Here is a 23861-nt window from a genome sequence, read left to right on the forward strand (position 1 = left end):
GTGCGCGGCGCGCTCAGCGCCGGTCAGTCCTGCTCAGCGCCGGTCAGTCCTGCTCAGCGCCGGTCAGTCCTGCTCAGCCCTCGGCGGCGGCGTCGGCCCGATCGGCGCGGGCGAGCCGCTCGGCCTCGGTCTCGCTCGGCTGCTCCGCGGCGGCGAGCAGTTCGCGGACCCGGGGCACGACCTCGCTGCCGTAGCGCTCGATGCTGCCCATCATCGCCTCGTGCGGCAGCGTGCCGTTCGAGTACTTCAGGTCGAAGCGCACGGCGCCGACGTTGCGCAGCGCCGCGGCGATCTTCTGCGCGACGGTCTCGGGCGAGCCCGCGAAGAGGGCGCCGTGCGAGGAGGCCTCCGCCTCGAAGTGCTCCCGGGTCACCGCGCCCCAGCCGCGCTCGCGGCCGATCCGGTCGATGATCACCTGGTAGTGCGGCCAGAGCAGGTCGAGCGCCTCCTCGTCGCTGTCGGCGATGAAGCCGGGCGAGTGGATGGCGACCGGCTGCTCCGGCTTGCCGAACTGGGCGAGCGCCTTGCGGTAGAGATCGGCGAGGGGCGCGAAACGGGCGGGGCTGCCGCCGATGATCGCGAGCACGAGGGGAAGGCCGTAGTGCGCCGCGCGCACGACGGACTCTGGGCTGCCGCCGACGCCGATCCACGTCTTCAGCCGGCCGTGCTCGACGGGCGGGAACACGCGCTGCTCGGTGAGCGGGGCGCGCAACGCGCCGGACCAGGTGACGGGCTCCTGCTCGAGGAGCGCGGAGAACAGCTCGAGCTTCTCCTCGAACAGCTCCTGGTACTGCGCCAGGTCGTAGCCGAAGAGCGGGAAGGACTCGATGAACGAGCCCCGGCCGAGGATGACCTCCGCGCGCCCGCCGGAGAGCCCGTCGAGCGTCGCGAAGCGCTGGAAGACGCGCACGGGGTCGTCGCTCGAGAGCACGGTGACCGCGGAGCCGAGGTGGATGCGCTCGGTGCGGCCGGCGATCGCGCCGAGCACGACCTCGGGCGCGGACACGGCGAACTCGTGCCGGTGGTGCTCGCCGATGCCGAAGAAGTCGAGCCCGAGCCGGTCGGCGAGCACGGCCTCCTCGACGATGTTCCGGAGCACCTGGGCGTGACTGAGCGTCGCACCGTCGGGGCCGACCGTGACGTCGCCGAAGGTGTCGAGGCCGAATTCATACGTCTGCATGTTCTGCGGAACCTCCCCCTCGCTGAGACTATTCCCGATCCCGCCGGAGCGGAATGGCCCGGGCCGCCGCGAGCGCTCGCGATCCGCGCCGGGAATGCTCGGCCGACCGGGGGCGTTGCACCGCATGGACGAACGGGCACGACGCGCCCGACGCAACGAACAGGGAGTGGAACGCACGTGGAGCAGCGGCCGAGCATCGGCATCTTCGGCGCCGGCAAGGTCGGCACGGCACTCGCGCGCCTCCTCGTCGAGGCCGGCTACGAGGTGCGCATCGCCGGCTCGCCCCGCCAGACCGCCCTGGAGCTCCTCGTCGGCGTGGTCGCGCCCGGCGCCGTCGTCGCCTCCGCCGACGAACTCGTCGCGGCATCCGACGTCGTCATCGTCGCCGTGCCGTTCGGCAAAGCCGGCACGGTGCCGTGGTCGAGCTTCGACGGCCGCATCGTGGTCGACGCCATGAACTACTGGCCGCCGATCGACGGGCAGTTGCCCGACGTCGACGCCGACCCCCGTTCGACGAGCGAGCAGCACGAGTCGCGCAATCCGGCGATGCGGCTCGTCAAGTCGCTGAACCACCTCGGCTACCACGACATGGAGGACGACGCGCTGCCCGCCGGCGACCCGCTGCGCCGCGCCCTCGCGGTCGTCGGCGACGATCCCGACGCGCGCGCCGTGCTCGCCGGCATCATCGACGCGATCGGCTTCGACGCCGTCGACGGCGGCCCGCTCGCGAACGGTCGCGTGCTCGAGCCCGGCCACCCCGCCTTCGGCCGGGAGCTGTCCGCCGCCGAGCTCGCCGGCATGTTCGCGGCCGCCCGCGCGGCGGCCTAACCGAGCGCCGCCGGCTCAGCCGAGCGCGCTGCGGCGACGCCGACGGGCACCGAGGTCGACGAGGCCCACCGCGAGCGCGACGGCGAGCAGCACGGCGACGGCGAGCATCGCGAGCGCGTAGGCGTCGTGGTAGACGTCGAGGCCCGCCCCGCCGGCGCTGCCGTCGCCGCCGGACTCGCGGTAGATCGTCGCGTAGAAGATCGACAGCGTGAGCGCCGTGCCGATGGCCGTGCCGATGCGCTGGCCGAGCTGGCCGACCGAGCCGGCGAGCCCGCCCTGCTTCACCGGCACGTCGGCGAGGGTGAGCGTCTGGTTCGGCGAGACGACGAAGCCGCCGCCCGCGCCGGCGAGCACCATCGCGGCCGCCATCGCCCAGGGCGTCCACGCCTCCGGCGTCGCGACGGCGGCGAGCACGAGCAGCCCGACGCCCGCGAGGAGCAGGGCGATACCCCAGACGACGAGCGGCCGGCCGAGCCGTTCGACGAGCCGCCCGCCGATCATGGAGGTCACGGCGCTCACGAGCGCGAAGCCGATGCCCACCATGCCCGCGTAGACGGCCTCCAGGCCGAGGCCGTGCTGGAGGTAGAGCGTCGTGAGCAGGAACATCGACGGCATCGCGGCGAAGTACACCGCCGCCAGCACCGTGCCGTTGCGGAACGAGCCGACCCGGAAGAGGGCGAGCGGCACGAGGGGATGCCGCCCCTGCGCCGCGTAGCGGCGCTCCCAGGCGACGAAGGCGATGAGACCGAGCACGAAGATCACGAGCGTCCACCACCGGGCGGGGTCGTCGTCGGGCGAGCCCGTCGTGAAGAGGAACGGCCACATCAGCGAGAGCACCGTCACCGCGAAGAGCAGCACGCCGACGGGGTCGAGCTCGAGCCGCCCGGGCGAGGGCAGCCGCGTCTGCGGCAGCAGCCAGACCGCGAGGGCGATCGCGACAAGGGTGAGCGGCACGTTCATCCAGAAGATCCAGCGCCAGCCGTCGCTCGGCCCGCCGAGCGCGATGGCGAGGCCGCCGAGCGTCGGGCCGAAGGCCGTGGCGAGCCCGATCGTGGCGCCGAAGAGGCCGAAGGCCTTGCCGCGCTCCGCGCCCTGGAACAGCTGCTGCACGAGCCCGATCACCTGCGGCATCTGGATGCCCGCCGCGACGCCCTGCAGCAGCCGGCCGACGAGCAGCACGGCCCCGTTCGGCGCGAGCGCGCAGATCGCACTCGTCACGAGGAACAGCGAGAGCCCGATGAGGAACATCGCCTTGCGCGAGCGCTGGTCGCCGATGCGGCCGGCGGGCACCAGCGTGAGGCCGAAGGTGAGCACGTATCCGGCGACGACGAGCTGCAGTTCGGTGGGGCTCGCGCCGAGTGCCGTCTCGATCGATGGGAGGCCGACGTTCACCTTGGAGAGGTCGAGGATCGTGAGCGCCGCGACCGACACGCACACCCAGTACGCGCGCCAGCGCTTGTCGGGGGTGAGCGGGATCGACTGGGTCAACGGTGGGTTCGACATCCGCTCCAGACTATGCCCGCCGCCGAGCCGGAAACGGGCGATGTCCTCATAAATGAGGAATAGCGCGACCCGCGGGGCAGGCGCATGATGTACGGGTTATGTCGAGGGCACCGGTGGATGAGGGGAGCGAAGGTGTTGGGGACCCATCCACCCTGCCTCCCGTGATCGACCGGGCGGGCCTGCGAGTCCGGACCCTGCGCCCGCGCCGCACGCTCGGCTGGTCGATCGGACTGCCGATCGCGACGCTGGCGCTGCCCCTGCTCTGCCTGGCGCTCTGGGTGCTCTACCGTCCGGGCAGCACGCGCCCGTTCCTGCTCGTCGGCGTGCTCGCCGTGCTGATCGCGGGCGCCGTGGCGCTCGCGTTCCTGCAGTACCGCCGCACGCGCGCGTCCGTGAGCGCGGCCGGCATCGTCGAGCGAGGCTTCTTCGGCGGCACCAAGACGATCGCGGCGCGCGACATCTCCGGCGTGCTGCGCGTGCAGCTGTACCGCGGGGCCAGCTCGGAGACGAGCTCCCAGCTCTTCGTCGTCGACCGCCGCGGGCACTCGGTGTTCCGCATGCGCGGCGGCTTCTGGGACGAGGAGACGATGAACCTCGTCGCCCCCGTCCTCGGCGTCGACGAAGTCGTGCGCGAGGAGCCCGTCACGATGGCGGAGCTCCGCCGCAGCGACCCGCGCCTGCTCTACTGGTTCGAGCGCCGGCCGAAGCTGCGCCCCGAGGGCGATCAGTCGGTGCTGATGCCGAAGAGCGGCGCCGTCGGCGTGCTCGAGGGCAGTTCGACGAAGCCCAGCCGCTCGTAGAACGCGCGAGCCCCGGTGTTCGCCGGGTCGAAGCCGAGGTGCACGCCGGGAACCCCGCGACCGCGGAGCGCCGCGCGCAGCACGTCGATGAGCCTGCGGCCGAGCCCCTGCCCCTGCGCCTCGGGCAGCAGGTCGATGTGCAGGTGCGCGGGGTAGTCGTCGAGCTCGGCCACGAGCATGCGCTCGGGGTCTCGGCCGGCGTCGAGGAGCCGCTGCTCGGTGAACGCCGGCTCGCGCCCGGTGGGCGGCCCGGGACGCGGATGCCTCGCCGCGAACCCGGGCGCCCACTCGCGCCGCCACCACTCGACGAAGTCGCGGGTGTCGGCGACGCCGAGCACATAGCCGACGACCCGGTGCCCGTTCGTCACGACGAAGACGAGCGAGGGGTCGTAGGCGAGGTAGGGCAGCGCGAACACCTCGGGCATGAGGGCGTCGTCGGAGTAGCGGCCGCTCGCGTCGCCGCCCGCGACCGCGGTGCGGAGGCAGACGTCGGCGATGTCCTCGCGGTCGGCCGGCTGGTACTGGCGGACGAGGAGGGTCATCGCGACGCGGTTTCGGCCATGCCGCGATCCTAGCGGCGACCAGTGACGCGCTCGCGCCGCCGCGGCGGCGCGAGCGGTCGGGGCGCCCGGAGCGGCCGGGGCGGCCGGAGCGGTCAGCCTGGGAAGGGCAGCGCGCGACCCGTCTCGACGTAGCTCTTGAAGCTCGACAGCACGTGCGGCCAGGTGTCCGCGGTCTCCTCGGCGGCCGGGTGCCCCTCGCTCCACTCGTCGTTCGTGAACGTCGCCTTCGTGAGCCCCTCCCCGGCCCGCTCGAGCCGCCACGTCATCCGGCTGCGCAGCTCGGCGTGGTTCTCCCGGTAGCTCGGACCGGGGTGCTCGCTGAGCCGGAGCAGCGTCGGCGCCTCGACCTCGAGCACGTCCCCGTAGACGTGCACGGTCTCGTCGCCGTCCTGACCCGGGCCGACGTACTCGTAGCGGGAGCCGGGGACGAGCTCGCCGCGCAGCGCGCTGCCCCACATCACCGCCCGGCTGCCGGCCTCGCCGGTGATCGCCTCCCAGACGGTCTCGGGCTCGGCCGCGATGTAGATCGTCATCTCGAAGTCCATGGGTTCGCTCCAGTCTCGGTGTCTCGGTGTCTCGGTGTCTCGGTGTCCGGCGGGCCGTGGTGGCCCCGCCGTCGTGCTCGACGCTACGGAGCCGGCGCGCCCGCCGATTGAACGAACGCGACGGGACGGGACGAACGGGGCGGCGGGCGGGACGGCCGGCGTCGGCGGAGGGGTGCAGACTGGCGGGATGGCGGATGAGCGGGCCGAGGCGTACTGGCGCACGCGCACCGGCGCGCCCCGCAGCCGCGGCGTGCTCGCGCCCGCCGCCGGGGAGCCGGCGCTCGGCGGCAGCGGCTCCCCGGTCGGGATGACTCGGCACGCCCCCTCCCCCGCCCTCGCCGAGCTGGTGCGGCACTACTGGGTCCCGCGCTGGCAGCTGCCGCCGGGCCGCACGGTGACCCAGCGGGTGCTGGAGTACCCGAGCGCGAACCTCGTCGTCGAAGCGGCCGAGGCGGCGGTCTGGGGGCCGAGCCTCGGCCTCGGCTCGCGCACTCTGGCGGGCAGCGGCTGGGCGTTCGGCGTGCTGCTGCAGCCCGGCGTCGCGCCGCTCCTGCTCGGCCGGCCGGCCCGCGCCCTGGTCGACCCCGCGCGCGGCATCCCGCTCGACGGCGTCCCGGGCGCCGCCCCGGCCCTCGGCCGCGTCGCCGAGGCGACCGCCGCAGCAGACGAGGAGCGCGCCATCGCCGAGTTCGAGCGCTGGCTCGGCGCCCTGGGCCTCGAACCGGGCGACGACGCCCGCACCGTGCGACGGCTCGTCGAGCGGGCCGAGCACGACCGTGCGTTGACGAGGGTCACCCAGCTCGCGGACTCCGAGGGCCTCGGCATCCGCCGCCTGGAGCGGCTCGTACGCGAGCAGCTCGGGCTCACCCCGCGCTGGCTGATCCGGCGCTACCGGCTGCAGGAGGCCGCCGAGCGGCTCGCCAGCGCGGACGCTCCGCCGCTCGCCGAGCTCGCCGCCAAACTCGGCTACGCCGACCAGGCGCACTTCACCCGCGAGTTCCGCACCGTCGTCGGCGAGACGCCCGGCGGCTACGCCCGCGCCGCCCGCACCGCCGGCTGAGCCGCGCTCTCCGCGCGGCCCCGCTGCCCGCTGCCCCCGCCCGCTCACACAATTCAGGAACATCTGGCCGTTATGCGGTGGCAGCGATTCCGATTGCCGCGGCATGACGCGGATGTCGCGAGGGTCGTTCCTGAGTTGTGTGAGGTGGCGGGAGAGCGGGGGCGAGGCGGGGGGCGGCGCGGCGGCGGGCCGGCCGGGGCCGGGCGGCCGGGGGCGGGGGCCGTCGGGGCCCCGGGGGCCGGGGGGCGGTGGCCGGGGCTCAGCGCAGGAGCACAGGCGGGGCGCTCGCCCAGGCGCGCACGAGCTCCTCGCGCACCTCGACCCCCGTGCCCGAGCCCTGCGGCACCGCCAGCTGGCCGCGGTGCTCGCCCGTGCCGAGCACGAACGGCTCCGTGAGATCCTCGGCGTAGTAACGGTCGGAGGCCGAGGTGTCGCCCGGCAGCAGGAAGCCGGGCAGCGCCGCGAGCGCGACGTTCGCCGCGCGGCCGAGGCCGGTCTCGAGCATGCCGCCGCACCAGACGGGCACCTCGAGCGCCAGGCACGCCTCGTGCACCCGCAGCGACTCGAGGTAGCCGCCCATCCGGCCCGGCTTGATGTTCACGATGCTCGTCGCGCCGCGCTCGATCGCGTCGAGCGCCGTCGTGCGGTCGAGGATCGACTCGTCGAGGCAGACCGGGGTGTCGCAGACGGCGGCGAGCGCCACGTGGCTCGCGAGGTCCTCCTCCGCGAACGGCTGCTCGATGAGCAGCAGGCCGAAGCGGTCGAGCTCGGCGAGAAGCGGGATGTCGCCCTGGTGGTACGCCGTGTTCGCGTCGACCTGCAGGAGGCCCGCCGGGCCGAGGAGCTCCCGCACCGCCCCGACGGGCACGAGGTCCCAGCCCGGCTTGATCTTCAGCTTGATGCGGCGGTAGCCCTGCTCGACATAGCCGGCGACCTCGTCGAGGAGCTCCTCGAGCGTCGGGGCGATGCCGACGGAGACGCCGCAGTCGACCCAGTCGCGCACCGCGCCGAAGCATGACGCCATCGAGCGGCCCTGGGCTCGGAGCTCGGCGTCGAGCACCGCCGCCTCGAGCGCCGCCTTGGCCATGCGGTGGCCCGCGACGAAGGCGAGTGCGGGGCCGACCGCTGCGGCGGCGGGCACCGAGGCGATCGCCGCCGCGGCGCCGTCGGCCGTCGACGGATGGCTCGGACTCGCGCCGGGCCCGCCGTGCCCGCCGCCCGCCGTGGCGGCGAGCAGCGCCGGCGCGAGGTAGCGCTCGATGACGGCCGCCGCGCCGTCCACGTACTCGGAGGAGTAGAACGGCTCCCGCCCAGCGACGCACTCGGCCCAACCGTCGCCGGCATCGGTGCGGACCCGCACGAGCAGCACCTCGCGCACCGTCTCGCGCCCGAAGGAGGTCTCGAACGGCCGCACCAGGGGCACCTCGATGCGGTGCAGCTCGATCGCCTCGAGCCGGGCCCCGGCGTTCGTCTGCTCGGTCATGCGGCCTCCCGGTCGGCGTCGTCCTCGGTGAACACGTAGTCGCCGGCGTCATCGAGCTCCGGGCGGAGCCCCGCGCGGGCCATCCCGGTGAAGGCCTCGACCGAGGCGGCGCGCAGCGCGGCGGCGTCTGCGGGCGCCTCGCGTCGCAGCGCCTCGTAGTCGGGCACGAGCGCGAAGCCCGCCTCGCCGCGCCACGCGGGCGCCGGCGCTCCGGCGAGGGCGCGCAGCACACGCGGCGAGCGGAGCCGCCAGCGCACCTCGAAGCGGTCGCTGCGGTCGCTGCCGGAGATCTCGTCGCCGAGCACGCCGTAGAACTCGGGCAGGTAGCCGGCGATCTCCGCGCCGAGGCGCACGAGGTTCATCCGGGCGTTGCGGCGGATCAGCGGGTCGAAGGTCCAGCGGATCTCGTCGACGCCGTGCTCGAGGCAGAGCGCCCGCTGCCGCAGCTTCAGCGCGGCGCCGATGCCGCGGCCGCGGGCGATGGACGCGACGGCGTTCATGTGCGAGTGCAGGTGCACGCCGCCCGACCAGCCGAGGAAGCCGAGGGTCGCGCCGAGCACCTCGCCGGGCGCGGCGAAGGGCGGGGTGCCCGAGGCATCCGCCCCGCCGTCGTCGTCGGGCACGGCGACGAGCACGGTGCCGCCGGCGTGGGCGAGCGCGCGGATCGTCGAGTCGTCGAGGCCGCGCCCCTCGCCCCACGTCGCGTCGAAGCGGGCGAGGACGGCGCCGATCTCGTCGGCTGCGGCGGGTCGGGTGCGGATGCCGCTGCGCGCGTCGACCGCGTCGGCGAAGCGGCGGGCCTCCTGCGCACCGTCGAGCTGGGTCATGCCTCGACGCTAGCCGCTCGCATGCCCGGTCGTCGACGGGAGGGGCGTCGACGGGAGGCGCCTCGACGGGCGCGGGCGCCGCGCGACTGCGCGGCGCCCGTCCCGGTCGGAGCCGTCGTCAGCAGAACGCGCCGACGCTCTCCCACGCACCGGGCGCGGGTTCGAGGCCCTCGCGCGTGACCGTCGCCTCGATCAGCCCGTAGGACCGGTCGGAGGCGTAGAAGACCTCGTTCGGGTTGTCGAGGCCGAACGGCGCGAGGTCGACGACGAAGTGGTGCTTGTTCGGCATCGAGAAGCGGATCTCGGCGATCTCGGGATGCCGCTCGAGCACGGCCTGCCCCATCTCGAACAGGGTCGTCTGCAGCGCCGCCGAGTAGTGCTCGGTGAACGTCTCGAGCAGAATCGCCTTCACGCGCTCGTACGTGGCGTTGTAGTCGGGCTCGGCGCCCGGCCGGTAGCGCCAGCGCGTCGCGACGCTCGTCGCGAGGATGCGGTCGGTCGTCTCCTGCAGGGTCGTGTAGCGGTCCTTCGGGTAGCCGACGAAGCCCGACTGGGTCGTCTTGAGCACGACGAGGTCCTTCAGCCCCGCGATGACGTGGCGATCGTCGCCGTCCGCGACGACCGCGGCGGTGCGCACCTCCTGGCCCGAGCGGACGAAGGCGTGGTCGTGCTCCTGGCCGTGGGCGAGGATGCGCTCCCAGGCGTAGCTCTCGGCGAGCCAGCGGCCGCCCGTCACCCAGTCGAAGGAGCCGGTGAAGTGCTCGGCGAGGCGCAGCAGGAACGCCTCGGGCGAGCCGACCCCGTCGCGCGCGAAGGCGAAGATGGTGTTCTTCTGGGTGTCGGTCGCGACGACGTGCGAGTTGTCGCCGGCGAGGTGCGCCCCGGCGAAGTCGCCGCGCAGCTGCGAGGTGACGTTCAGGTCCTCGATCTCGTGGCGGTCGGTGTCGCGGGTCACCTTGACGACGCGGACCTCGGCCTTGCCGTACTGGTTCGGGCCGAGCACGATGCGCCCGCCCTCGTCGGCGGCGTTCGCGGGGGTCTCGGTGGCGGTGGTCAGGATGTCGGTCATGAGCTAGCTTCCTCGATAGGTCGAATAGGCGAAGGGGCTGAGCAGCAGGGGCACGTGGTAGTGCCGGCCGTCGTCGGCGACGGTGAAGCCGATCAGCACCTCGGGGTAGAAGGTGTCGGTGCCGGAGGCGGCGAAGTACGCCCCGGTGTCGAAGCGCAGCCGGTACTCGCCGCCCGGCACGCGCTCGGGGCCGAGCTGCTTCGCACGGCCGTCGGCGTCGGTCGCGCCGCTCGCGACGGGCTCCCAGCCCTCGCCTGAGCGGCGGGACAGCTCGACGCCGACGCCGGGCGCAGGGACCCCGCGCTGGGCGTCGAGCACGTGCGTGGTGATCTGCGAGACGGTCATGGCAGGGTCCCCTCCAGTGGGATCGGCTCGTGCGTGGGCTGCGGCGCGGTCATGCGGTCACCGCCTGTTCCAGCCTGAGGATGGCGATCTCGCGCAGCTGCGCGGCGACGATCTCGTCCTCCTCGGCGTCGTCGTGGCCGAGCCGCTCGGTGAGGGCGGCGAGGATCTCCGCCGCGCTGCGTCCGGCCGCGCGGATGAGGAACACCCGGCCGAAGCGCTCCTCGTAGGCGAGGTTGCCGGCGGCGAGCCGCTCGGCGAGCTCGGCGTCGGCCGGGTCGACCCCCGCCTGCTCGGAACGCGAGAGCGTCGCCTCCCGGCTGCCGCCCGCGGCGCGTTCGCCGATGCGCGGGTGGTGGCCGAGCGCCCGCTCGACCTCCTCCGCGGTGAACGGCGAGGCGGCCCGTTCGGCCTCGGCGACGAGCGCGGCGACGGAGGCGTAGGGCCGCCGGTCGGCGAGCTCGTCGTACCATCTCGGCACGTCGATGCATGGTCGGAGGAGCTCGATCGCCTCGCGGCGGTCGGCTCCGTTGAACTGTTCAAGCTTCATCGCTTGATCCGCTTCCTGGTCTGCTGGCATCCACGGTGTACGGAATACGAAAGCTAGCTTTCATATCGTGGAACTGTTATTTCAGCATGCGACAACTTTAGCAAGCGGATGCCGCGTCGGCAATGGCTGCGACGCCGTCGGCGCAGGGTCGCCGACGCGGCATCCGCCGTCTCAGACCGCGAGCCGCTCGCGGAGCCGCGCGACGTGACCCACGGGGTCGACGTTGTACTCGACGCTCGCCACTCGGCCGTCCGCGTCGACGACGACGGTCGAGCGGATGACCCCGTCAAAGGTGCGGCCGGCGACGGTCTTCTGCCCCCAGGCGCCCCAGGCGCGTGCGGTCTCGGCGCCCTCGTCGGACAGCAGCGGGAAGCTCAGCTGCTCGGCGTCGGCGAACTCGGCGAGCCGGGCGACCGGATCGGGCGAGACGCCGAGCACGACGTAGCCCGCGCCCTGCAGCGAGGCGAGGTTGTCGCGGAAGTCGCACGCCTCGGTCGTGCAGCCGGGGGTGAACGCCGCCGGGTAGAAGTACACGATGACGGGGCGGCCGCGCAGCTCGGCGAGGGTGCGCACGGCGCCCGTCGCGTCGGGCAGGGCGAAGTCGGGGGCCTCGCGGCCCGGCTCGAGCTCGTCGGATGAGGCGATCATGTCGGTGCTCCTGTCGGAATCGTGGGGCATGGCGAAGGCGGGGCCGGGGCGGCGGCCCCGGCCCCATCGGCGGCCGGCTACTCGTCGTTCCCCACCCGGAGCAGCCGGCCCTGCGCGAGGCTCCGGTCGATCTCCGCGCCCGCGAGATACGCGGTGCGGACGACGCCGGTGAGCTCGCGCCCGTCATAGGGGGTGACCGGGTGGCGGTGCTCGAGGGTGCCCGCCTCCACGGTGAAGTGCTCGTCGGGGGCGAACACGGCGAAGTCGGCGGCGGCGCCGACCTGGATGCGGCCCTTGCCCTGCAGCCGTGCCCGGTCGGCGGGCCGCGACGACATCCACTCGACGACGCGCTCGAGCGGGATGCCCCGGCGGCGCGCCTCGCTCCAGACGAGGGGCAGGCCGAGCTGCAGCGAGGCGATGCCGCCCCAGGCCTGCTCGAAGTCGCCGTCGCCGGCGTACTTCAGTTCGGGCGTCGCCGGCGAGTGGTCGGAGACGATGAAGTCGATCGTGCCGTCGAGGAGCCCCTGCCAGAGGGCGTCGCGGTTGGCCTCGCCACGGATCGGCGGGCAGCACTTGTAGGCCGTGGCGCCCGCGGGCACCGCTTCGGCGACGAGGGTGAGGTAGTGCGGGCAGGTCTCGACCGTGAGGTCGACGCCCGCCGCCTTGGCCGCGCGGATCTGCGGGAGGGACTCGGCGCTGCTCAGGTGCAGCACGTGCGCGCGGGCGCCCGTCTTCGCAGCACGGGCGATGACCTCGGCGATCGCGGCGTCCTCGGCCTCGTGCGGCCGGGAGGCGAGGAAGTCGGCGTACGCCGGGCCGCCGCGGTGCGGCGCGGCATCGATGAGGTGCGCGTCCTCGGCGTGCACGAGGAGGAGGGAGCCCCGCTCGGCGACGACCGCCATCGCCTGCTCCATCTCCGCTGGCGTCACCTGCGGGAACTCGTCGACGCCCGAGTGCAGCAGGAAGCACTTGAAGCCGAACACGCCCTCGTCGACGAGCGGGCCGAGCTCGGCCAGGTTGCCCGGCACCACGCCGCCCCAGAAGCCGACGTCGACGACCGCCTGCCCGGCCGCGACCGCGCGCTTCTCCTCGAGCGCGGCGACCGAGACGGTGGGCGGGATGCTGTTCAGCGGCATATCGATGATCGTCGTGACGCCGCCCGCGGCGGCGGCCCGCGTCGCGGAGGCGAAGCCCTCCCACTCGGTGCGGCCCGGTTCGTTCACGTGCACGTGGGTGTCCACGAGCCCGGGCAGCAGTACCTCGCCGGCGCCGAGCTCGACGAGGCGGGCGCCCGCGAGCCCCGCGCCGAGCGGCGAGATCTGCACGATCCGGCCGGCGCGGACGCCGATCTCGGCGCCGCGCTCGACGGGCGCGCCGTCGTCGCCCGCGAGCAGGGCGCGCTCGGCGCGCAGCACGAGGTCGAAGGCGGACGCGCCGGCGGCGGGGGCGGCGCCGGCTGGCGCGTCGCCGGTGCCGGACGCGGTGATGAGCTCGGTCATGAGGTCCTCCGAGAGTCGGGTGAGCAGGGCTGCGGCGTTCGCGATCGAGGCGGCCGGGTCGGGTTCGAGCTCCGCGAGCGAGCGCACCGAGGCGAAGCCGGAGTCGGCGAGCGCGGCGGCGTCGAGCTCGCTGCGCCCGCAGACGGCGTGCACGGGGATGCCGCGCCGGGCCGCCGCGCGCGCCACCCCGAGCGGGGTCTTGCCCATGAGACTCTGCGCGTCGAGGCTGCCCTCCCCCGTGATCACGAGATCCGCGCCCACGAGCCGCTCGTCGAGACCGGTCAGCTCGAGCACGACGTCGATGCCGGGGCGGCGGGCCGCGCCGAGCACGGCGAGCGCGGCGAAGCCGACGCCGCCCGCAGCGCCGGCGCCCGGAGCCTCGGCGGCCTCGCGGGCCGGGCGGGCGAGGTCCGCGTCGTGCTGCGACAGCACCTCGACGAAGCGGGCGAGGGCGGCGTCGAGCGCGGCGATGCCCGCCGCGTCGGCGCCCTTCTGCGCGGCGAACACGGCGGCGGCGCCGTGCGGCCCGAGCAGCGGGTTGTCCACGTCGCTCGCGAGCACGAACTCGGTGCTCGCGAGCCGCGGGTCGAGCCCGCCGAGCTCGATGCGATCGAGCCCGGCGAGCGCGGCGCCGCCGTCGGGGAGGTCCCGTCCCGAGGCGTCGAGGAAGCGAGCGCCGAGCCCGCGGAGCAGCCCGGCCCCGCCGTCGGTGGAGGCGCTGCCGCCGATCGCGAGCACGATGCGCGTCGCCCCGGCGTCGAGCGCGGCGACGATCAACCGGCCCGTGCCGAGGCTCGTCGCGCGCGCGGCATCCCGCTCGCCGGCGGCGAGCAGTTCGAGTCCCGACGCCCGGGCGAGCTCGACGACCGCCTCCACGCCGCGCAGGCCGAACTCCGCGTCGAGCTCCGCGCCGAGCGGCCCCGGCACCCGGGCGCTCCGCGCGGCGAAGCCCGCGGCGAGCGCCGCGTCGAGCGTGCCCTCACCGCCGTCGGCGACCGGCACCTCGACGAGTTCGATCGCGGGGTCGGCCCGGCGCGCCCCCTCGGCGACCCGCCGGGCCACCTCCGGGGCGGACAGGGATCCCTTGAACTTGTCGGGGGCGATCACGACGCGCATGCTCAATCCTGCAACGCGAGGATGGCCGTCGGGGCGTCTTCGGCGGATTCGGCGAGGTCTTCGAACTCGTTCACCGCGTCGAGCTCGGCGCCCATCGCGATGTTCGTCACCCGCTCGAGGATCACCTCGACGACGACCGGCACCTGGAACTCGGCCATCAGCCGCTTCGCCTCGGCGAAGCCGGCGGCGAGGTCCTCCGGCCGTTCGACGCGGATCGCCTTGCAGCCGAGGCCCTCGGCGACCTTCACGTGGTCGACGCCGTAGCCGTGGGCGACCGAGCCCTCGTCCTGCGGGGTGTTCACGTTGTCGAAGGCGAGCGAGACCTGGAATTCCATCTCGAAGGGGCGCTGCGACTGGCGGATGAGTCCCAGGTAGCTGTTGTTCACGACGACGTGGATGTACGGCAGCTGGTGCTGCGCGCCCACGGCGAGCTCTTCGATCATGAACTGGAAGTCGTAGTCGCCCGAGAGCGCGACGACGGTCTCGCCGGGCTTGCCGCGCACCACGCCGAGGGCAGCGGGCCCGGTCCAGCCGAGCGGCCCGGCCTGGGCGGCGTTGATCCACTTGCGCGGCCCGTAGACGTGCAGCAGCTGGGCGCCCGCGATCTGCGAGAGGCCGATCGTCGTCACGTAGGTGGTGTCGCGGCCGAAGGCGCGGTTCATCTCCTGGTAGACGCGCTGGGGCTTGATCGGCACCTCGACGAAGTTCGTCTTGCGCTGCAGGCGCGCCTTGCGGTCCTGCGCCTCGGCGGCCCAGCCCGAATAGTCGGGCAGGGTCCCGGCGGCCTTCCGCTCGCGGGCGAGCTCGAGCAGGGCGTCGATCGCCGCGCCCGCGTCGGAGACGATGCCGTAGTCCGGCGCGAACACGCGGCCGATCTGGGTCGGCTCGATGTCGACGTGCACGAAGGTGCGGCCGGCCCGGTAGGTGTCGAGCCCGCCGGTGTGCCGGTTCGCCCAGCGGTTGCCGAGGCCGAGCACGAAATCGCTCGCGAGGAGCGTCTGGTTGCCGTAGCGGTGCGAGGTCTGGATGCCGACCATGCCGGCGTTCAGCGGGTGGTCGTCGGCGATCGCGCCCCAGCCCATGAGGGTGGGCACGACGGGGACGCCGAGCACCTCGGCGAGCTCGACGAGTCCGTCGGAGGCGCCGGCGTTGATCACGCCGCCGCCCGCGATGAGGATGGGCCGGTCGTGCGCGACGAGGAGGTCGAGCGCCTTCTCGGCCTGGGCGCGGGTGGCGCGGGGCTTCACGACGGGCAGCGGCTCGTAGGTGTCGATGTCGAACTCGATCTCGGCGAGCTGGACGTCGATCGGCAGGTCGATGAGCACCGGCCCGGGGCGGCCGGAGCGCATCAGCTGGAAGGCCTGCTGGAAGGCGCCGGGCACCTGCGCGGGCTCCAGCACCGTCATCGCGAGCTTCGTCAGCGGCTTCGCGATCGAGGCGATGTCGACGGCCTGGAAGTCCTCCTTGTGGAGCTTCGCGACGGGCGCCTGTCCGGTGATGCAGAGGATCGGCAGCGAGTCGGCCCAGGCCGCGTAGAGCCCGGTGATCATGTCGGTGCCGGCGGGGCCCGAGGTGCCGACGCAGATGCCGATGTTGCCGTCGGCGGCCCGGGTGTAGCCGTCGGCCATGTGGCTCGCGCCCTCGACGTGACGGGCGAGGGTGTGCCGGATGCCGCCGTGGGCGCGCATCGCGGAGTAGAAGGGGTTGATCGCGGCGCCGGGCAGCCCGAACGCCTCGGTGGCGCCCTCGCGCTCGAGGATCAGGACGGCCGCGTCGACCGTGCGCATGCGGGTCATGGGAGTGCTCCTTCCGGAGACGGTGGAGGAAGAGGAGGAGGTGGGTCGCGCCGGCGCTACTCGCGGCCGGCGAGCTCGGCCGTCAGCTTGAACAGGCCGGAGTGGTCGAGGCCGCCGTCGCCGCGGGCGACGGTCGCCTGGACGAGCTGGGCCACGGCGGAGCCGAGCGGGACGGTGATGCCGGCCTGTCGTGCGGCGGCGGTGACGATGCCCAGGTCCTTGTTGTGGAGGGCGAGACGGAATCCGGGGGCGAAATCGCGGTCGAGCATCTTGCGCCCCTTCTGGTCGAGGACCTTCGAGCCGGCGAGTCCGCCGCCGAGGACCGTCAACGCGGCGTCGGTGTCGACGCCGAAGGCTTCGAGGAAGACGACCGCCTCGGCGAGCGCCTGGATGTTGACCGCGACGATGAGCTGGTTCGCCGCCTTCACGGTCTGGCCGGCGCCGGCGGGGCCGACGTGCACGATGGTGCGGCCGACGGCGTCGAGCACCGGGCGGGCACGTTCGAAGTCCTCGGGCGAGCCGCCGACCATGATCGAGAGCACGCCGTCGATGGCGCCCTGCTCGCCGCCGGAGACGGGGGCGTCGATCGCGCCGAGCCCGGCGGCGACGGCCTCTTCGGCGAGCTCCTTCGCCACGTCGGGGCGGATCGAGGAGGTGTCGATCCAGAGCGCGCCGGCCTTCGCGTTCGCGAACACGCCGTCCTCGCCCTGCACGACGCCGGCGACGTCGGGCGAGTCGGGCACCATCGTGACGACGACGTCCGCGTCGCGAACCGCCTCGGCGACGCTTCCGGCGGCCTGGCCGCCGGCTTCGACGAGGGCGTCGACGGGGCCGCGGCTGCGGTTGTAGCCGGTGACGTCGAAGCCCGCCTCGACGAGGTTCTTGGCCATGGGCAGGCCCATGATGCCGAGGCCGATGATCGCGATGCTGGTCATGGTGTCGTCCTTCTGTGTGCGGTGCGTGCGTCGTGAGGTCTGGCGGCCCGGGTCTGGCGGCCGGAGGTCTGGCGGCCGGAGGCCTGGCGGCCGGGGCCGGCTCAGGCGCCGGCGGAGGCCTCGGCGAGCCAGGCGAAGGCGTCGCCGAGCGGCGCCTTGTACTCGAAGCCGATGGGACCGGCGTAGCCGAGCTCGCGGCTGCGGGCGATCCACCGTTCGAGCGGGAGGGTGCCCGTGCCGGGGGCGCCGCGGCCGGGGTCGTCGGCGATCTGGATGTGGCCGAAGGCGCCGGCGTGCGCCTCGATGACGGCGGCGACGTCGTCGCCGTTCACCGCGAGGTGGTAGAAGTCGGCGAGGAGGGCGAGGTTGCCGGCATCCGGCACCCGCGCGATGGCGGCGAGCGCGTCGGCCGCCGTGAGCAGCGGGTAGCGCGGGGCGCCCGAGACGGGCTCGACCAGCACGGTGCCGCCGATGCGCGCGACGCCGGCGGCCGCGACGGCGAGGTTCTCGGCGGCCGTCTCGTCCTGCGCGGCCGGGTCGACGCCGTCGAGGCGGTTGCCGTAGAGGGCGTTGAACGCCGGGGTGCCGAGCGCCTCGCCGATCGCGGCGACGGCGTCGACGTTGTCGCGGAACTCGGCCTCGCGACCGGTCCACGAGACGAGGCCGCGGTCGCCGGCGGGCATGTCGCCGGCGAAGAAGTTCAGGCCGGTGAGCTGCACGCCCGCGTCGCGGATCGCGGCGACGAAGGCGTCGGCGTCGCGGTCGGCGGGGACAGCGCCGTCGAAGGGCCACCAGAACTCGACCGCGTCGAAGCCGGCGGCCTTCGCCGCGGCCGGGCGCTCGAGGAGCGGCAGCTCGGTGAGGAGGATCGAGCAGTTCACCGTGTACGTCATCGTGGAGGTCCTTGCCGTCAAATTTCCGTATTCCGGAATAATATTCTTGCTTTGTGAAATGGTAGGCGAGTGCCGCGCTCGCGTCAACCGATGCGTCAGCGAACGTCGGCGAGGCCGAACAGCTCCGCGGCGGCGAGACCGGCGAGCGCCGGGTCCAGACCGGCCGCCGCGAAGCTCGCGCGCGGATCGGCGTCACCCGTGAGATACGGCGAGTCCGTGCCGAGCAGAACCCGCTCGGCGCCCGCCAGCTCCGCGATGAAGCGCAGGGCGGCCGGCGCGTGCAGGATCGAGTCGAACCACAGCTGGCCGAGATAGTCGGAGGGCGCCTTCTCCGCGTGCTCGCGAAGCTCGGGCCGACGGCGCCAGGCATTGTCCAGCCGGCCGAGCAGGTACGGCAGCGCACCGCCGCCGTGCGGCAGCACGAGCCGGAGCTCGGGATGCCGGTCGAGCGCGCCCGAGGCGATCAGCCGCCCCACCGCCCAGGCGGCGTCGAACGGGACCCCGAGCGAATTGTTGAGGAAGAACTCGGGCGAGGTCACCACCCCGCAGTAGAAGGGGTGCACGAGCAGCGGCACCCCGAGCTCGGCCGCGGCCGCGAAGAGCGGGTCGAGGCCGAGCCGGTCGAGGGGCAGCTCGGCCGAACGGCCGGTGCCGATGATCGCCCCGCGCAGCCCGAGCTCGTCGACGCCGCGGCGAAGCTCCGCCGCCGCCTCCGCCGGGTGCCCGATCGGCAGGGTCGCGAGCCCGTGCAGCCGCACCTCGCCGGCGACGAACGCGGCGAGCTCGTCGTTCGCGCGACGCGCGAACCCGACCGGATCGTGCTCCGCCTCGTAGATGAACAGGTGCGGGGTGAGCGAGACGATCGACACGTCGACCCCGCGCTCCCCCATCGCCGCGAGCTTCGCGGCGGGCGAGTGCAGCTCGGGGTAGGCGAGCGGCAGCCGCCCGGCGGGGCTCTCCAGGTGCTCGGCCGTGCCGGAGAGGCCATGCTCGCCGCTCTCTGCCGCGAGGACGTCGCGGACGAAGGACGGCACGAAGTGGGTGTGGACGTCGACGACGCTCACTCCGCGCCCTCCTCCGCGTCGCCGAGCGCCGCGATCGAGAGCCGCCGGTAGAGCTCGGCACTCGTCTTGACGCCGTTCACGAACCACTCAAGCGACAGGTGCTCCTGCGCCGAGTGCTCCTGCATGTCGGGCTGCGCGTAGGGCACGAGCAGGCAGTCGAGGCCGACCGCGTCGACGAAGGTGGCGAACACCCCGCCGCCGCCGATCGAGGGGATCACGACCGGCGGACGGCCCCACACCGACTCGAGCGCCGCGCGCGCCGTGGCGACGAGCCGGTGATCGCTCGCCACCCCGGACGGCGGGGCGTCGGAGAGCACCGTGATCGAGATGTCCGCGAAGCCGTGCGCGTCGAGGTGGGCCCGGAGCAGCTCGGCGACGCGCGAGGGCCGCTGCCCGAGCAGCAGCGCGAAGTCGATCTTCGCCGTCGCCGAGGTCGGCACGGCCATCTTCAGCCCCTCGCCCGTGTAGCCCCCCTCGATGCCGCAGACGCACATCCGCGGCTCGAAGAACATCGACTCCACCGGGTCGTCGCGCTCGAAGGCGGCGATCCCGAACGCCTCGGCGCCCGGCAGGAACTCGGGCGGCAGCCGCCTGGCGAACGCGCGGAGCTCCTCGGCGATCGGTGCGACGTCGTCGAAGAAGCCCTCGATCGCGACGCGGCCGTGCTCGTCGACCATCGTCGCGATCGCCTGCGCCATGCGGGTCACCGGGTTCGGCAGGATGCTGCCGTAGCTGCCCGAATGCCACTCGATGTCCGCCCCGCGCGCCTCGAGCTCCACGTAGAGCGCGCCCCGGATGCCGAGGAAGAGCGCCGGCTCCCAGACGCCGAGCGTCGAGGCATCGGAGGTGTACAGGAAGTCGGCGCGGAAGCGCTCGACGTGCTCGCGGATGTACGCCGAGGTGTCGGCGCAGCCGATCTCGTCCTCGCCGTCGAACATGAAGTTGATCTGGAACGGGGGCAGCTCGCCGAAGACGTCGAGCCAGGCGGACAGCGCGCAGAGGTGGGCGAGCATCTGGCCCTTGCTGTCGCCGACGCCGCGGCCCCAGAGGGAGCCGTCGTGCACCGTCGGCTCGAAGGGCGGGAACGGCCACTCGGCCTCGTCTCCGGGCGGGACGACGTCGTAGTGCCCGTAGACGAGGAGCTTCCGCTCGTGCTCGCCCGCGCTCGCCCAGACGATCGGGTGCGCGCCGGTCTCGAGGAGCTCCGGATCGAGTCCGATCGAGCGGATGCGGTCGCGCAGGTGCTGGGCGCACTCGCGCACCCCCTCGCCGGTCGCGCTGATGCTCGGGATCGAGGCGAACTCGACGAGCCAGGACAGGTACTCGTCGGCCCGCTCGGCGACCCGGTCGAGGAGCGCCTCGCGCCCCTCCTCGAGCTCGCGCAGGCGACGACGGCGTTCCTCAGAATCCATCACGGTTCGCATCCTTGTACAGCAGGTACGCCGAGCGCGAGAGGCCGCCCGGGTAGTAGTACTGCGGGCAGTACGGCGCCATGTACACGAAGTCGTCCTCGCCGACCTCGTAGTGCGCGCGGTCGAGCACGTAGACCCCGCGGCCCTCGAGCATGTACAGCACGTGCTCCTCGTCGTGGATCTCCACCTTCGGGAACACCGCGCCCGGGTCGAAGGAGAGGATGCTCATCGCGAAGTCGAACGACGGCTCGGCGGGCAGCAGCTCGAGCCGGTAGACGCCGGGCACCGAGCCGGGCGTCGCGGTCATCGGGCCGGCGACGCCCGTGACCGGCGCCGGGTCGGGCACGCCGGGGTGCGCCTCGTAGCGTCGCTTCACCCAGATCAGCCGGGCCGTCGACGCGGAGCGGTTGGCCACCTCGAACCGTTCCCCCGCCGGGAGGAAGGCGAACGCGCTCGCCGGCGCGTCCTCGCCGAAGGGGCCGCTGAGGCCGCCGTCGAGCGCGTAGAGGAAGTGCTCGAAGCCGTCGCCGGTCGGACGGGTGGTGCCGCCGCCCGGCTCGATCTCGAGCAGGTACATGGCGACCCGCGCCGAGCCGTTGCGCGGAGTGGTGAGCTTCTTCACCACGGTGGAGGCGAAATCGGGCAGTCGGGAGCCGAAGTGGTTCGACGGCGTGATCACGTAGTGCCCGGGCCCGAGGCCGCCGCGGTTCGTCGACACCTGGAACGGCGGGAGGGCGGGCTGGATCTGCGTCTGGGGCTGGATCTGCGTCTGGGGCTGGATCTGCGTCTGGGTCATCGAGTCTCTCCGATCTCTTCGAGCTGGGGATGCGCGGCGGCGGGCGCCGGGGTGCGCGGGAGGTAGCGGCCGCTCCGTCCGTCGGACACGAGCTCGCCGTCGGCGACGACGGTCCGGCCGCGGAGGAGCACCCGGCGGACGGCGCCGGCGACCGCCATCCCCTCGTACGGCAGGTAGTCCGCCGCGGAATGGTGGGTGCGCGCCGAGAAGACGGTGCGGGCCGCCGGGTCGAGCAGCACGAGATCGGCGTCCGCGCCGGCGCGGATCGCGCCCTTCCGCGGGGCCAGCCCCGCGAGCTCCGCGGGACGGGCGCTCACCGCCTCGACCATCCGCTCGAGGGGGTACCGCCCCTCGGCGACGCCCTGGTAGGCGATCAAGAGCCGCTGCTCCACTCCGGGCAGGCCGTTCATGATGTGGGTGAAGTCCTCGTCGACGATCTTCTGCCCGTGCAGGGCGAACGGGCAGTGGTCGCTCGAGAGCACCTCGAGGCCGCCGTCGGCGAGCGCCTGCCACAGGCGCTCGCGGTCGCTCGCGCTCCGCGCGGGCGGGGAGCAGACGAGGCCGGCCGCGAGCTCGCGGGGGCGGCCCTCGAGCATCGACTCGTCGAGCACCAGGTAGTGCGAGCAGGTCTCGGCGTGCACGGCGGCCCCGGCCGACCGCGCCCGCTCGACCTCCGCGAGCGCCGCGGCCGAGGAGACGTGCACGACGTAGAGCCGGGCGCCGGCCATGCGGGCGAGGGTGGCGGCCCGGTGCACCGCCTCCGCCTCGGTGAGCGGCGGCCGGGTGCGGCCGTGCCACTCCGGCTCCACGTGCCCCGCCGCGAGCGCCTCGTCGACGAGCACGTCGATGGCGTGCCCGTTCTCGGCGTGCACGAGCACGAGCAGGCCGAGCTCCGCCGCGCGCTGCATCGCCCGCAGGATGGCGCCGTCGTCGCTCATCATGCGCCCCGGGTACGCCATGTACATCTTGATGCTCGAGACCCCGAGGCCGGGCAGCGCGTCGAGCTCGTCGAGCGCCGCGGCATCCGGCTGCACCAGGATGACGTGCGCGCCGTAGTCCGCCCACGGCCGCTGCGCCGCCGCCCGCTCGCGCCATCCGGCGAGCGCGGCGGCGAGCGGTTCGCCCGCCTCCGGCCGGCAGAAGTCGACGATGGTCGTCGTCCCGCCGGCGACCGCCGCCGCGGTGCCGGTCTCGAAGTCGTCGGCCGTGCGGACGGTGCCGCGGAAGACGGCGTCGAGGTGGGTGTGCACGTCGACCCCGCCCGGCAGCACGAGGAGGCCCGCCGCGTCGATCCGCTCCGCGCCGGCCCAGGCCGGGCCCGCGCCGCCCGGCGCGACGACCGCGACGACGACCCCGTCCTCGACGAGGACGTCGGCCGGCTCCGTGGTCGCGGGCGTCACCACCGTGCCGCCCGCGACCACCGTCCGACGAGGGGACTCAGACATCGAGGTTGAACCAGTTCGTCTTCAGCTGCGTGTACTGGTCGAGCGCGTGCAGCGACTTGTCGCGACCGTTGCCCGACTGCTTGTACCCGCCGAACGGCACGTTGATGTCGGCCTGGTTGTAGCAGTTCACCCACACCGTGCCGGCACGCAGGGCCCGCGACACCTGGTGCGCCGTCGAGACGTTGCTCGTCCACACCGCCGCGGCGAGCCCGTAGTCGGAGTCGTTCGCGATCCGCACGGCGTCGTCGGCGTCCTTCGCCGTGATCACCGAGAGCACCGGTCCGAAGATCTCCTCCTGAGCGATCCGCATGCGGTTGTCGACCTCGGCGAAGATCGTCGGCTCGTGGTACGTGCCACCGGTCTCGAGCCGGGTGCGGCTGCCGCCGGTCACGAGGCGCGCGCCCTCCTGCTGGCCGATCTCGACGTAGCTCGACACCCGGTCGAGCTGCTCGGTGTCGATGATGGCGCCCATCAGCGTGTCCTCCGCGAACGGGTCGCCGGGCGCCCAGATCCGGCTGGCCTCGACGACGAGCTCCAGGAACTCGTCGCGGATCGACTCCTCGACGACGAGCCGCGAGCCGGCGCTGCAGATCTGGCCGCCGTTGACGAAGCCGCCGAGCGCGGCCGCCTTCGCGGCGGCGCGGAGGTCCGGCGCGTCGGCGAGCACGATGTTGGCCGACTTGCCGCCGCACTCGAGCGAGACCGACTTGAGGTTCGACTGCCCCGCGTACTGCAGGAAGTACTTGCCGACCTGCGTCGAGCCGGTGAACGCGATCTTGTCGACGTCCATGTGCAGGCCGAGCGCCTTGCCGGCCCGGTCGCCGCGGCCCGGCACGACGTTGAAGACGCCGTCCGGGAGGCCGGCCTCCGCGGCGAGCTCGGCGAGCGCGATGACGGGCAGCGGGGCCTGCTCGGCGGGCTTCACGACGACGGAGTTGCCGGTGGCGAGCGCCGGGGCGATCTTCCACATCGGCATCCCGATCGGGAAGTTCCACGGCACGACCGCGCCGACCACGCCGAGGGCCTCGCGGGTCACGAGCGCGAGCGCGGAGCCCGGGGTCGGCATGACCTCGCCGGCCCACTTGTCGATCGCCTCGGTGTAGAACTCGAGCACGGCCGCCGCCCCGTCGACCTCGCCGAGCGAGGCCGAGATCGGCTTGCCGCTGTCGGCCGTGAGGATCGTGGCGAGCCGGACGCGGTCGCGACGGATGCCGGCGACGAAGGCCGTGAGCACGCGCTTGCGGTGCCGGGGGGCCGCAGCGGACCAGCGTCCGTCGTCGAAGGCGGCTCGGGCCGCGGCGACGGCGCGGTCGACGTCGGCCTCGACCCCGGCGGCGATGCGGTTCAGCACCCGCCCGTCGACGGGGCTCCGGTTCTCGACGGTCTCGCCCGAGAGCGCCGGGACGTAGGCGCCGTCGATGAACGCGCCGCCCTCGGGCGCCGCGGCGGCGGCGAGGTCGATCCAGTCGGTGGTGATGGCGGTGTCGAGTGTCATGGTGTTCTCCTT

General features: G+C 73.8%; 22 protein-coding genes. 3 read left to right on the plus strand and 19 right to left on the minus strand.

The window, feature by feature from the left end:
• Positions 1-73: 73 nt before the first annotated feature.
• Positions 74-1180, minus strand: a complete 1107-nt coding sequence (locus MTP13_RS00005) for an LLM class flavin-dependent oxidoreductase (protein WP_243569034.1) — start codon at positions 1178-1180, stop codon at positions 74-76.
• Positions 1181-1357: 177 nt separating this feature from the next.
• Here MTP13_RS00005 and MTP13_RS00010 point away from each other — a divergent pair, with 177 nt between their 5' ends.
• Positions 1358-2008, plus strand: a complete 651-nt coding sequence (locus MTP13_RS00010) for an NADPH-dependent F420 reductase (protein ID WP_243569035.1) — start codon at positions 1358-1360, stop codon at positions 2006-2008.
• A gap of 15 nt (positions 2009-2023) precedes the next feature.
• On the opposite strand, the gene MTP13_RS00015 is transcribed toward MTP13_RS00010, so the two are convergent.
• Complete coding sequence (locus MTP13_RS00015) at positions 2024-3511, minus strand: MFS transporter (protein WP_243569036.1); 1488 nt, start codon at positions 3509-3511, stop codon at positions 2024-2026.
• 161 nt (positions 3512-3672) lie between these two features.
• Between MTP13_RS00015 and MTP13_RS00020 the strand changes: the two genes are divergently transcribed.
• Positions 3673-4311 carry a hypothetical protein gene (locus MTP13_RS00020; protein WP_243569037.1) on the plus strand — a complete coding sequence of 213 codons (639 nt, stop codon included), beginning with the start codon at positions 3673-3675 and terminating at the stop codon, positions 4309-4311.
• Here the strand turns inward: MTP13_RS00020 and MTP13_RS00025 are convergent.
• Both MTP13_RS00025 and MTP13_RS00030 read right to left on the minus strand, forming a co-directional pair.
• Positions 4236-4853 carry a GNAT family N-acetyltransferase gene (locus MTP13_RS00025; RefSeq protein WP_243569038.1) on the minus strand — a complete coding sequence of 206 codons (618 nt, stop codon included), beginning with the start codon at positions 4851-4853 and terminating at the stop codon, positions 4236-4238. The two genes, MTP13_RS00020 and MTP13_RS00025, sit on opposite strands and share 76 nt — an antisense overlap.
• Positions 4854-4966: 113 nt before the next feature.
• Positions 4967-5419 (minus strand): SRPBCC domain-containing protein, encoded by a 453-nt coding sequence (locus tag MTP13_RS00030; RefSeq protein ID WP_243569039.1) that lies wholly within the window; start codon positions 5417-5419, stop codon positions 4967-4969.
• A 187-nt stretch (positions 5420-5606) separates the two neighbouring features.
• Here MTP13_RS00030 and MTP13_RS00035 point away from each other — a divergent pair, with 187 nt between their 5' ends.
• Positions 5607-6479, plus strand: a complete 873-nt coding sequence (locus tag MTP13_RS00035; protein ID WP_243569040.1) for a helix-turn-helix domain-containing protein — start codon at positions 5607-5609, stop codon at positions 6477-6479.
• Positions 6480-6738: 259 nt separating this feature from the next.
• Here MTP13_RS00035 and menC read toward each other — a convergent pair whose 3' ends face one another.
• The 15 genes from menC to MTP13_RS00115 all read right to left on the minus strand — a co-directional run bounded on the left by menC (position 6739) and on the right by MTP13_RS00115 (position 23849).
• Positions 6739-7962: an o-succinylbenzoate synthase gene (gene menC / locus MTP13_RS00040; RefSeq protein ID WP_243569041.1), complete on the minus strand. Its 1224-nt coding sequence runs from the start codon at positions 7960-7962 to the stop codon at positions 6739-6741.
• Positions 7959-8789, minus strand: a complete 831-nt coding sequence (locus MTP13_RS00045; RefSeq protein WP_243569042.1) for a hypothetical protein — start codon at positions 8787-8789, stop codon at positions 7959-7961. The genes menC and MTP13_RS00045 overlap by 4 nt, the downstream gene beginning before the upstream one ends.
• 118 nt (positions 8790-8907) lie before the next feature.
• Complete coding sequence (gene pucL, locus MTP13_RS00050) at positions 8908-9858, minus strand: factor-independent urate hydroxylase (RefSeq protein WP_243569043.1); 951 nt, start codon at positions 9856-9858, stop codon at positions 8908-8910.
• Positions 9859-9861: 3 nt separating this feature from the next.
• Positions 9862-10203 carry a hydroxyisourate hydrolase gene (gene uraH / locus MTP13_RS00055; protein ID WP_243569044.1) on the minus strand — a complete coding sequence of 114 codons (342 nt, stop codon included), beginning with the start codon at positions 10201-10203 and terminating at the stop codon, positions 9862-9864.
• Positions 10204-10252: 49 nt separating this feature from the next.
• Entirely contained in the window at positions 10253-10750 is a 498-nt protein-coding gene (gene uraD / locus MTP13_RS00060) for a 2-oxo-4-hydroxy-4-carboxy-5-ureidoimidazoline decarboxylase (RefSeq protein WP_243569045.1), read from the minus strand.
• Positions 10751-10921: 171 nt separating this feature from the next.
• On the minus strand, positions 10922-11398 hold the full coding sequence (gene bcp / locus MTP13_RS00065) for a thioredoxin-dependent thiol peroxidase (RefSeq protein ID WP_243569046.1): 477 nt from the start codon (positions 11396-11398) through the stop codon (positions 10922-10924).
• A 77-nt stretch (positions 11399-11475) separates the two neighbouring features.
• Entirely contained in the window at positions 11476-14013 is a 2538-nt protein-coding gene (gene allB, locus MTP13_RS18265; RefSeq protein WP_424221791.1) for an allantoinase AllB, read from the minus strand.
• A 2-nt stretch (positions 14014-14015) separates the two neighbouring features.
• Positions 14016-15809, minus strand: a complete 1794-nt coding sequence (gene gcl, locus MTP13_RS00080) for a glyoxylate carboligase (protein ID WP_243569047.1) — start codon at positions 15807-15809, stop codon at positions 14016-14018.
• Between the two features lie 56 nt (positions 15810-15865).
• Positions 15866-16744: a 2-hydroxy-3-oxopropionate reductase gene (locus MTP13_RS00085; RefSeq protein ID WP_243569048.1), complete on the minus strand. Its 879-nt coding sequence runs from the start codon at positions 16742-16744 to the stop codon at positions 15866-15868.
• Positions 16745-16845: 101 nt separating this feature from the next.
• On the minus strand, positions 16846-17637 hold the full coding sequence (locus tag MTP13_RS00090) for a hydroxypyruvate isomerase family protein (protein WP_243569049.1): 792 nt from the start codon (positions 17635-17637) through the stop codon (positions 16846-16848).
• A 95-nt stretch (positions 17638-17732) separates the two neighbouring features.
• Positions 17733-18701, minus strand: a complete 969-nt coding sequence (locus MTP13_RS00095; RefSeq protein ID WP_243569050.1) for an amidohydrolase family protein — start codon at positions 18699-18701, stop codon at positions 17733-17735.
• Positions 18698-20113 (minus strand): M20/M25/M40 family metallo-hydrolase, encoded by a 1416-nt coding sequence (locus MTP13_RS00100; RefSeq protein WP_243570888.1) that lies wholly within the window; start codon positions 20111-20113, stop codon positions 18698-18700. The genes MTP13_RS00095 and MTP13_RS00100 overlap by 4 nt, the downstream gene beginning before the upstream one ends.
• Positions 20103-20909 (minus strand): (S)-ureidoglycine aminohydrolase, encoded by an 807-nt coding sequence (gene allE / locus MTP13_RS00105; RefSeq protein ID WP_243569051.1) that lies wholly within the window; start codon positions 20907-20909, stop codon positions 20103-20105. The genes MTP13_RS00100 and allE overlap by 11 nt, the downstream gene beginning before the upstream one ends.
• Entirely contained in the window at positions 20906-22354 is a 1449-nt protein-coding gene (gene hydA / locus MTP13_RS00110; protein ID WP_243569052.1) for a dihydropyrimidinase, read from the minus strand. The genes allE and hydA overlap by 4 nt, the downstream gene beginning before the upstream one ends.
• The gene (locus tag MTP13_RS00115) at positions 22347-23849 is read right to left on the minus strand and encodes an aldehyde dehydrogenase family protein (protein ID WP_243569053.1); all 1503 of its coding nucleotides are present in this window, start codon (positions 23847-23849) and stop codon (positions 22347-22349) included. The genes hydA and MTP13_RS00115 overlap by 8 nt, the downstream gene beginning before the upstream one ends.
• Positions 23850-23861: the final 12 nt, after the last annotated feature.

Origin of the sequence: Agromyces soli (assembly GCF_022811605.1) — a bacterium.
Taxonomy (GTDB): Bacteria; Actinomycetota; Actinomycetes; order Actinomycetales; family Microbacteriaceae; genus Agromyces; species Agromyces soli.

Excerpts from the sequence above, each read along its gene's own strand:
- MTP13_RS00005 (WP_243569034.1), bottom strand. The coding sequence starts at position 1,180 with ATGCAGACGTATGAATTCGGCCTCGACACCTTCGGCGACGTCACGGTC.
- MTP13_RS00015 (WP_243569036.1), bottom strand. The coding sequence starts at position 3,511 with ATGTCGAACCCACCGTTGACCCAGTCGATCCCGCTCACCCCCGACAAG.
- MTP13_RS00025 (WP_243569038.1), bottom strand. The coding sequence starts at position 4,853 with ATGACCCTCCTCGTCCGCCAGTACCAGCCGGCCGACCGCGAGGACATC.
- MTP13_RS00030 (WP_243569039.1), bottom strand. The coding sequence starts at position 5,419 with ATGGACTTCGAGATGACGATCTACATCGCGGCCGAGCCCGAGACCGTC.
- MTP13_RS00035 (WP_243569040.1), top strand. The coding sequence starts at position 5,607 with ATGGCGGATGAGCGGGCCGAGGCGTACTGGCGCACGCGCACCGGCGCG.
- menC (WP_243569041.1), bottom strand. The coding sequence starts at position 7,962 with ATGACCGAGCAGACGAACGCCGGGGCCCGGCTCGAGGCGATCGAGCTG.
- MTP13_RS00045 (WP_243569042.1), bottom strand. The coding sequence starts at position 8,789 with ATGACCCAGCTCGACGGTGCGCAGGAGGCCCGCCGCTTCGCCGACGCG.
- pucL (WP_243569043.1), bottom strand. The coding sequence starts at position 9,858 with ATGACCGACATCCTGACCACCGCCACCGAGACCCCCGCGAACGCCGCC.
- uraH (WP_243569044.1), bottom strand. The coding sequence starts at position 10,203 with ATGACCGTCTCGCAGATCACCACGCACGTGCTCGACGCCCAGCGCGGG.
- uraD (WP_243569045.1), bottom strand. The coding sequence starts at position 10,750 with ATGAAGCTTGAACAGTTCAACGGAGCCGACCGCCGCGAGGCGATCGAG.
- bcp (WP_243569046.1), bottom strand. The coding sequence starts at position 11,398 with ATGATCGCCTCATCCGACGAGCTCGAGCCGGGCCGCGAGGCCCCCGAC.
- allB (WP_424221791.1), bottom strand. The coding sequence starts at position 14,013 with ATGCGCGTCGTGATCGCCCCCGACAAGTTCAAGGGATCCCTGTCCGCC.
- gcl (WP_243569047.1), bottom strand. The coding sequence starts at position 15,809 with ATGACCCGCATGCGCACGGTCGACGCGGCCGTCCTGATCCTCGAGCGC.
- MTP13_RS00085 (WP_243569048.1), bottom strand. The coding sequence starts at position 16,744 with ATGACCAGCATCGCGATCATCGGCCTCGGCATCATGGGCCTGCCCATG.
- MTP13_RS00090 (WP_243569049.1), bottom strand. The coding sequence starts at position 17,637 with ATGACGTACACGGTGAACTGCTCGATCCTCCTCACCGAGCTGCCGCTC.
- MTP13_RS00100 (WP_243570888.1), bottom strand. The coding sequence starts at position 20,113 with ATGGATTCTGAGGAACGCCGTCGTCGCCTGCGCGAGCTCGAGGAGGGG.
- allE (WP_243569051.1), bottom strand. The coding sequence starts at position 20,909 with ATGACCCAGACGCAGATCCAGCCCCAGACGCAGATCCAGCCCCAGACG.
- hydA (WP_243569052.1), bottom strand. The coding sequence starts at position 22,354 with ATGTCTGAGTCCCCTCGTCGGACGGTGGTCGCGGGCGGCACGGTGGTG.
- MTP13_RS00115 (WP_243569053.1), bottom strand. The coding sequence starts at position 23,849 with ATGACACTCGACACCGCCATCACCACCGACTGGATCGACCTCGCCGCC.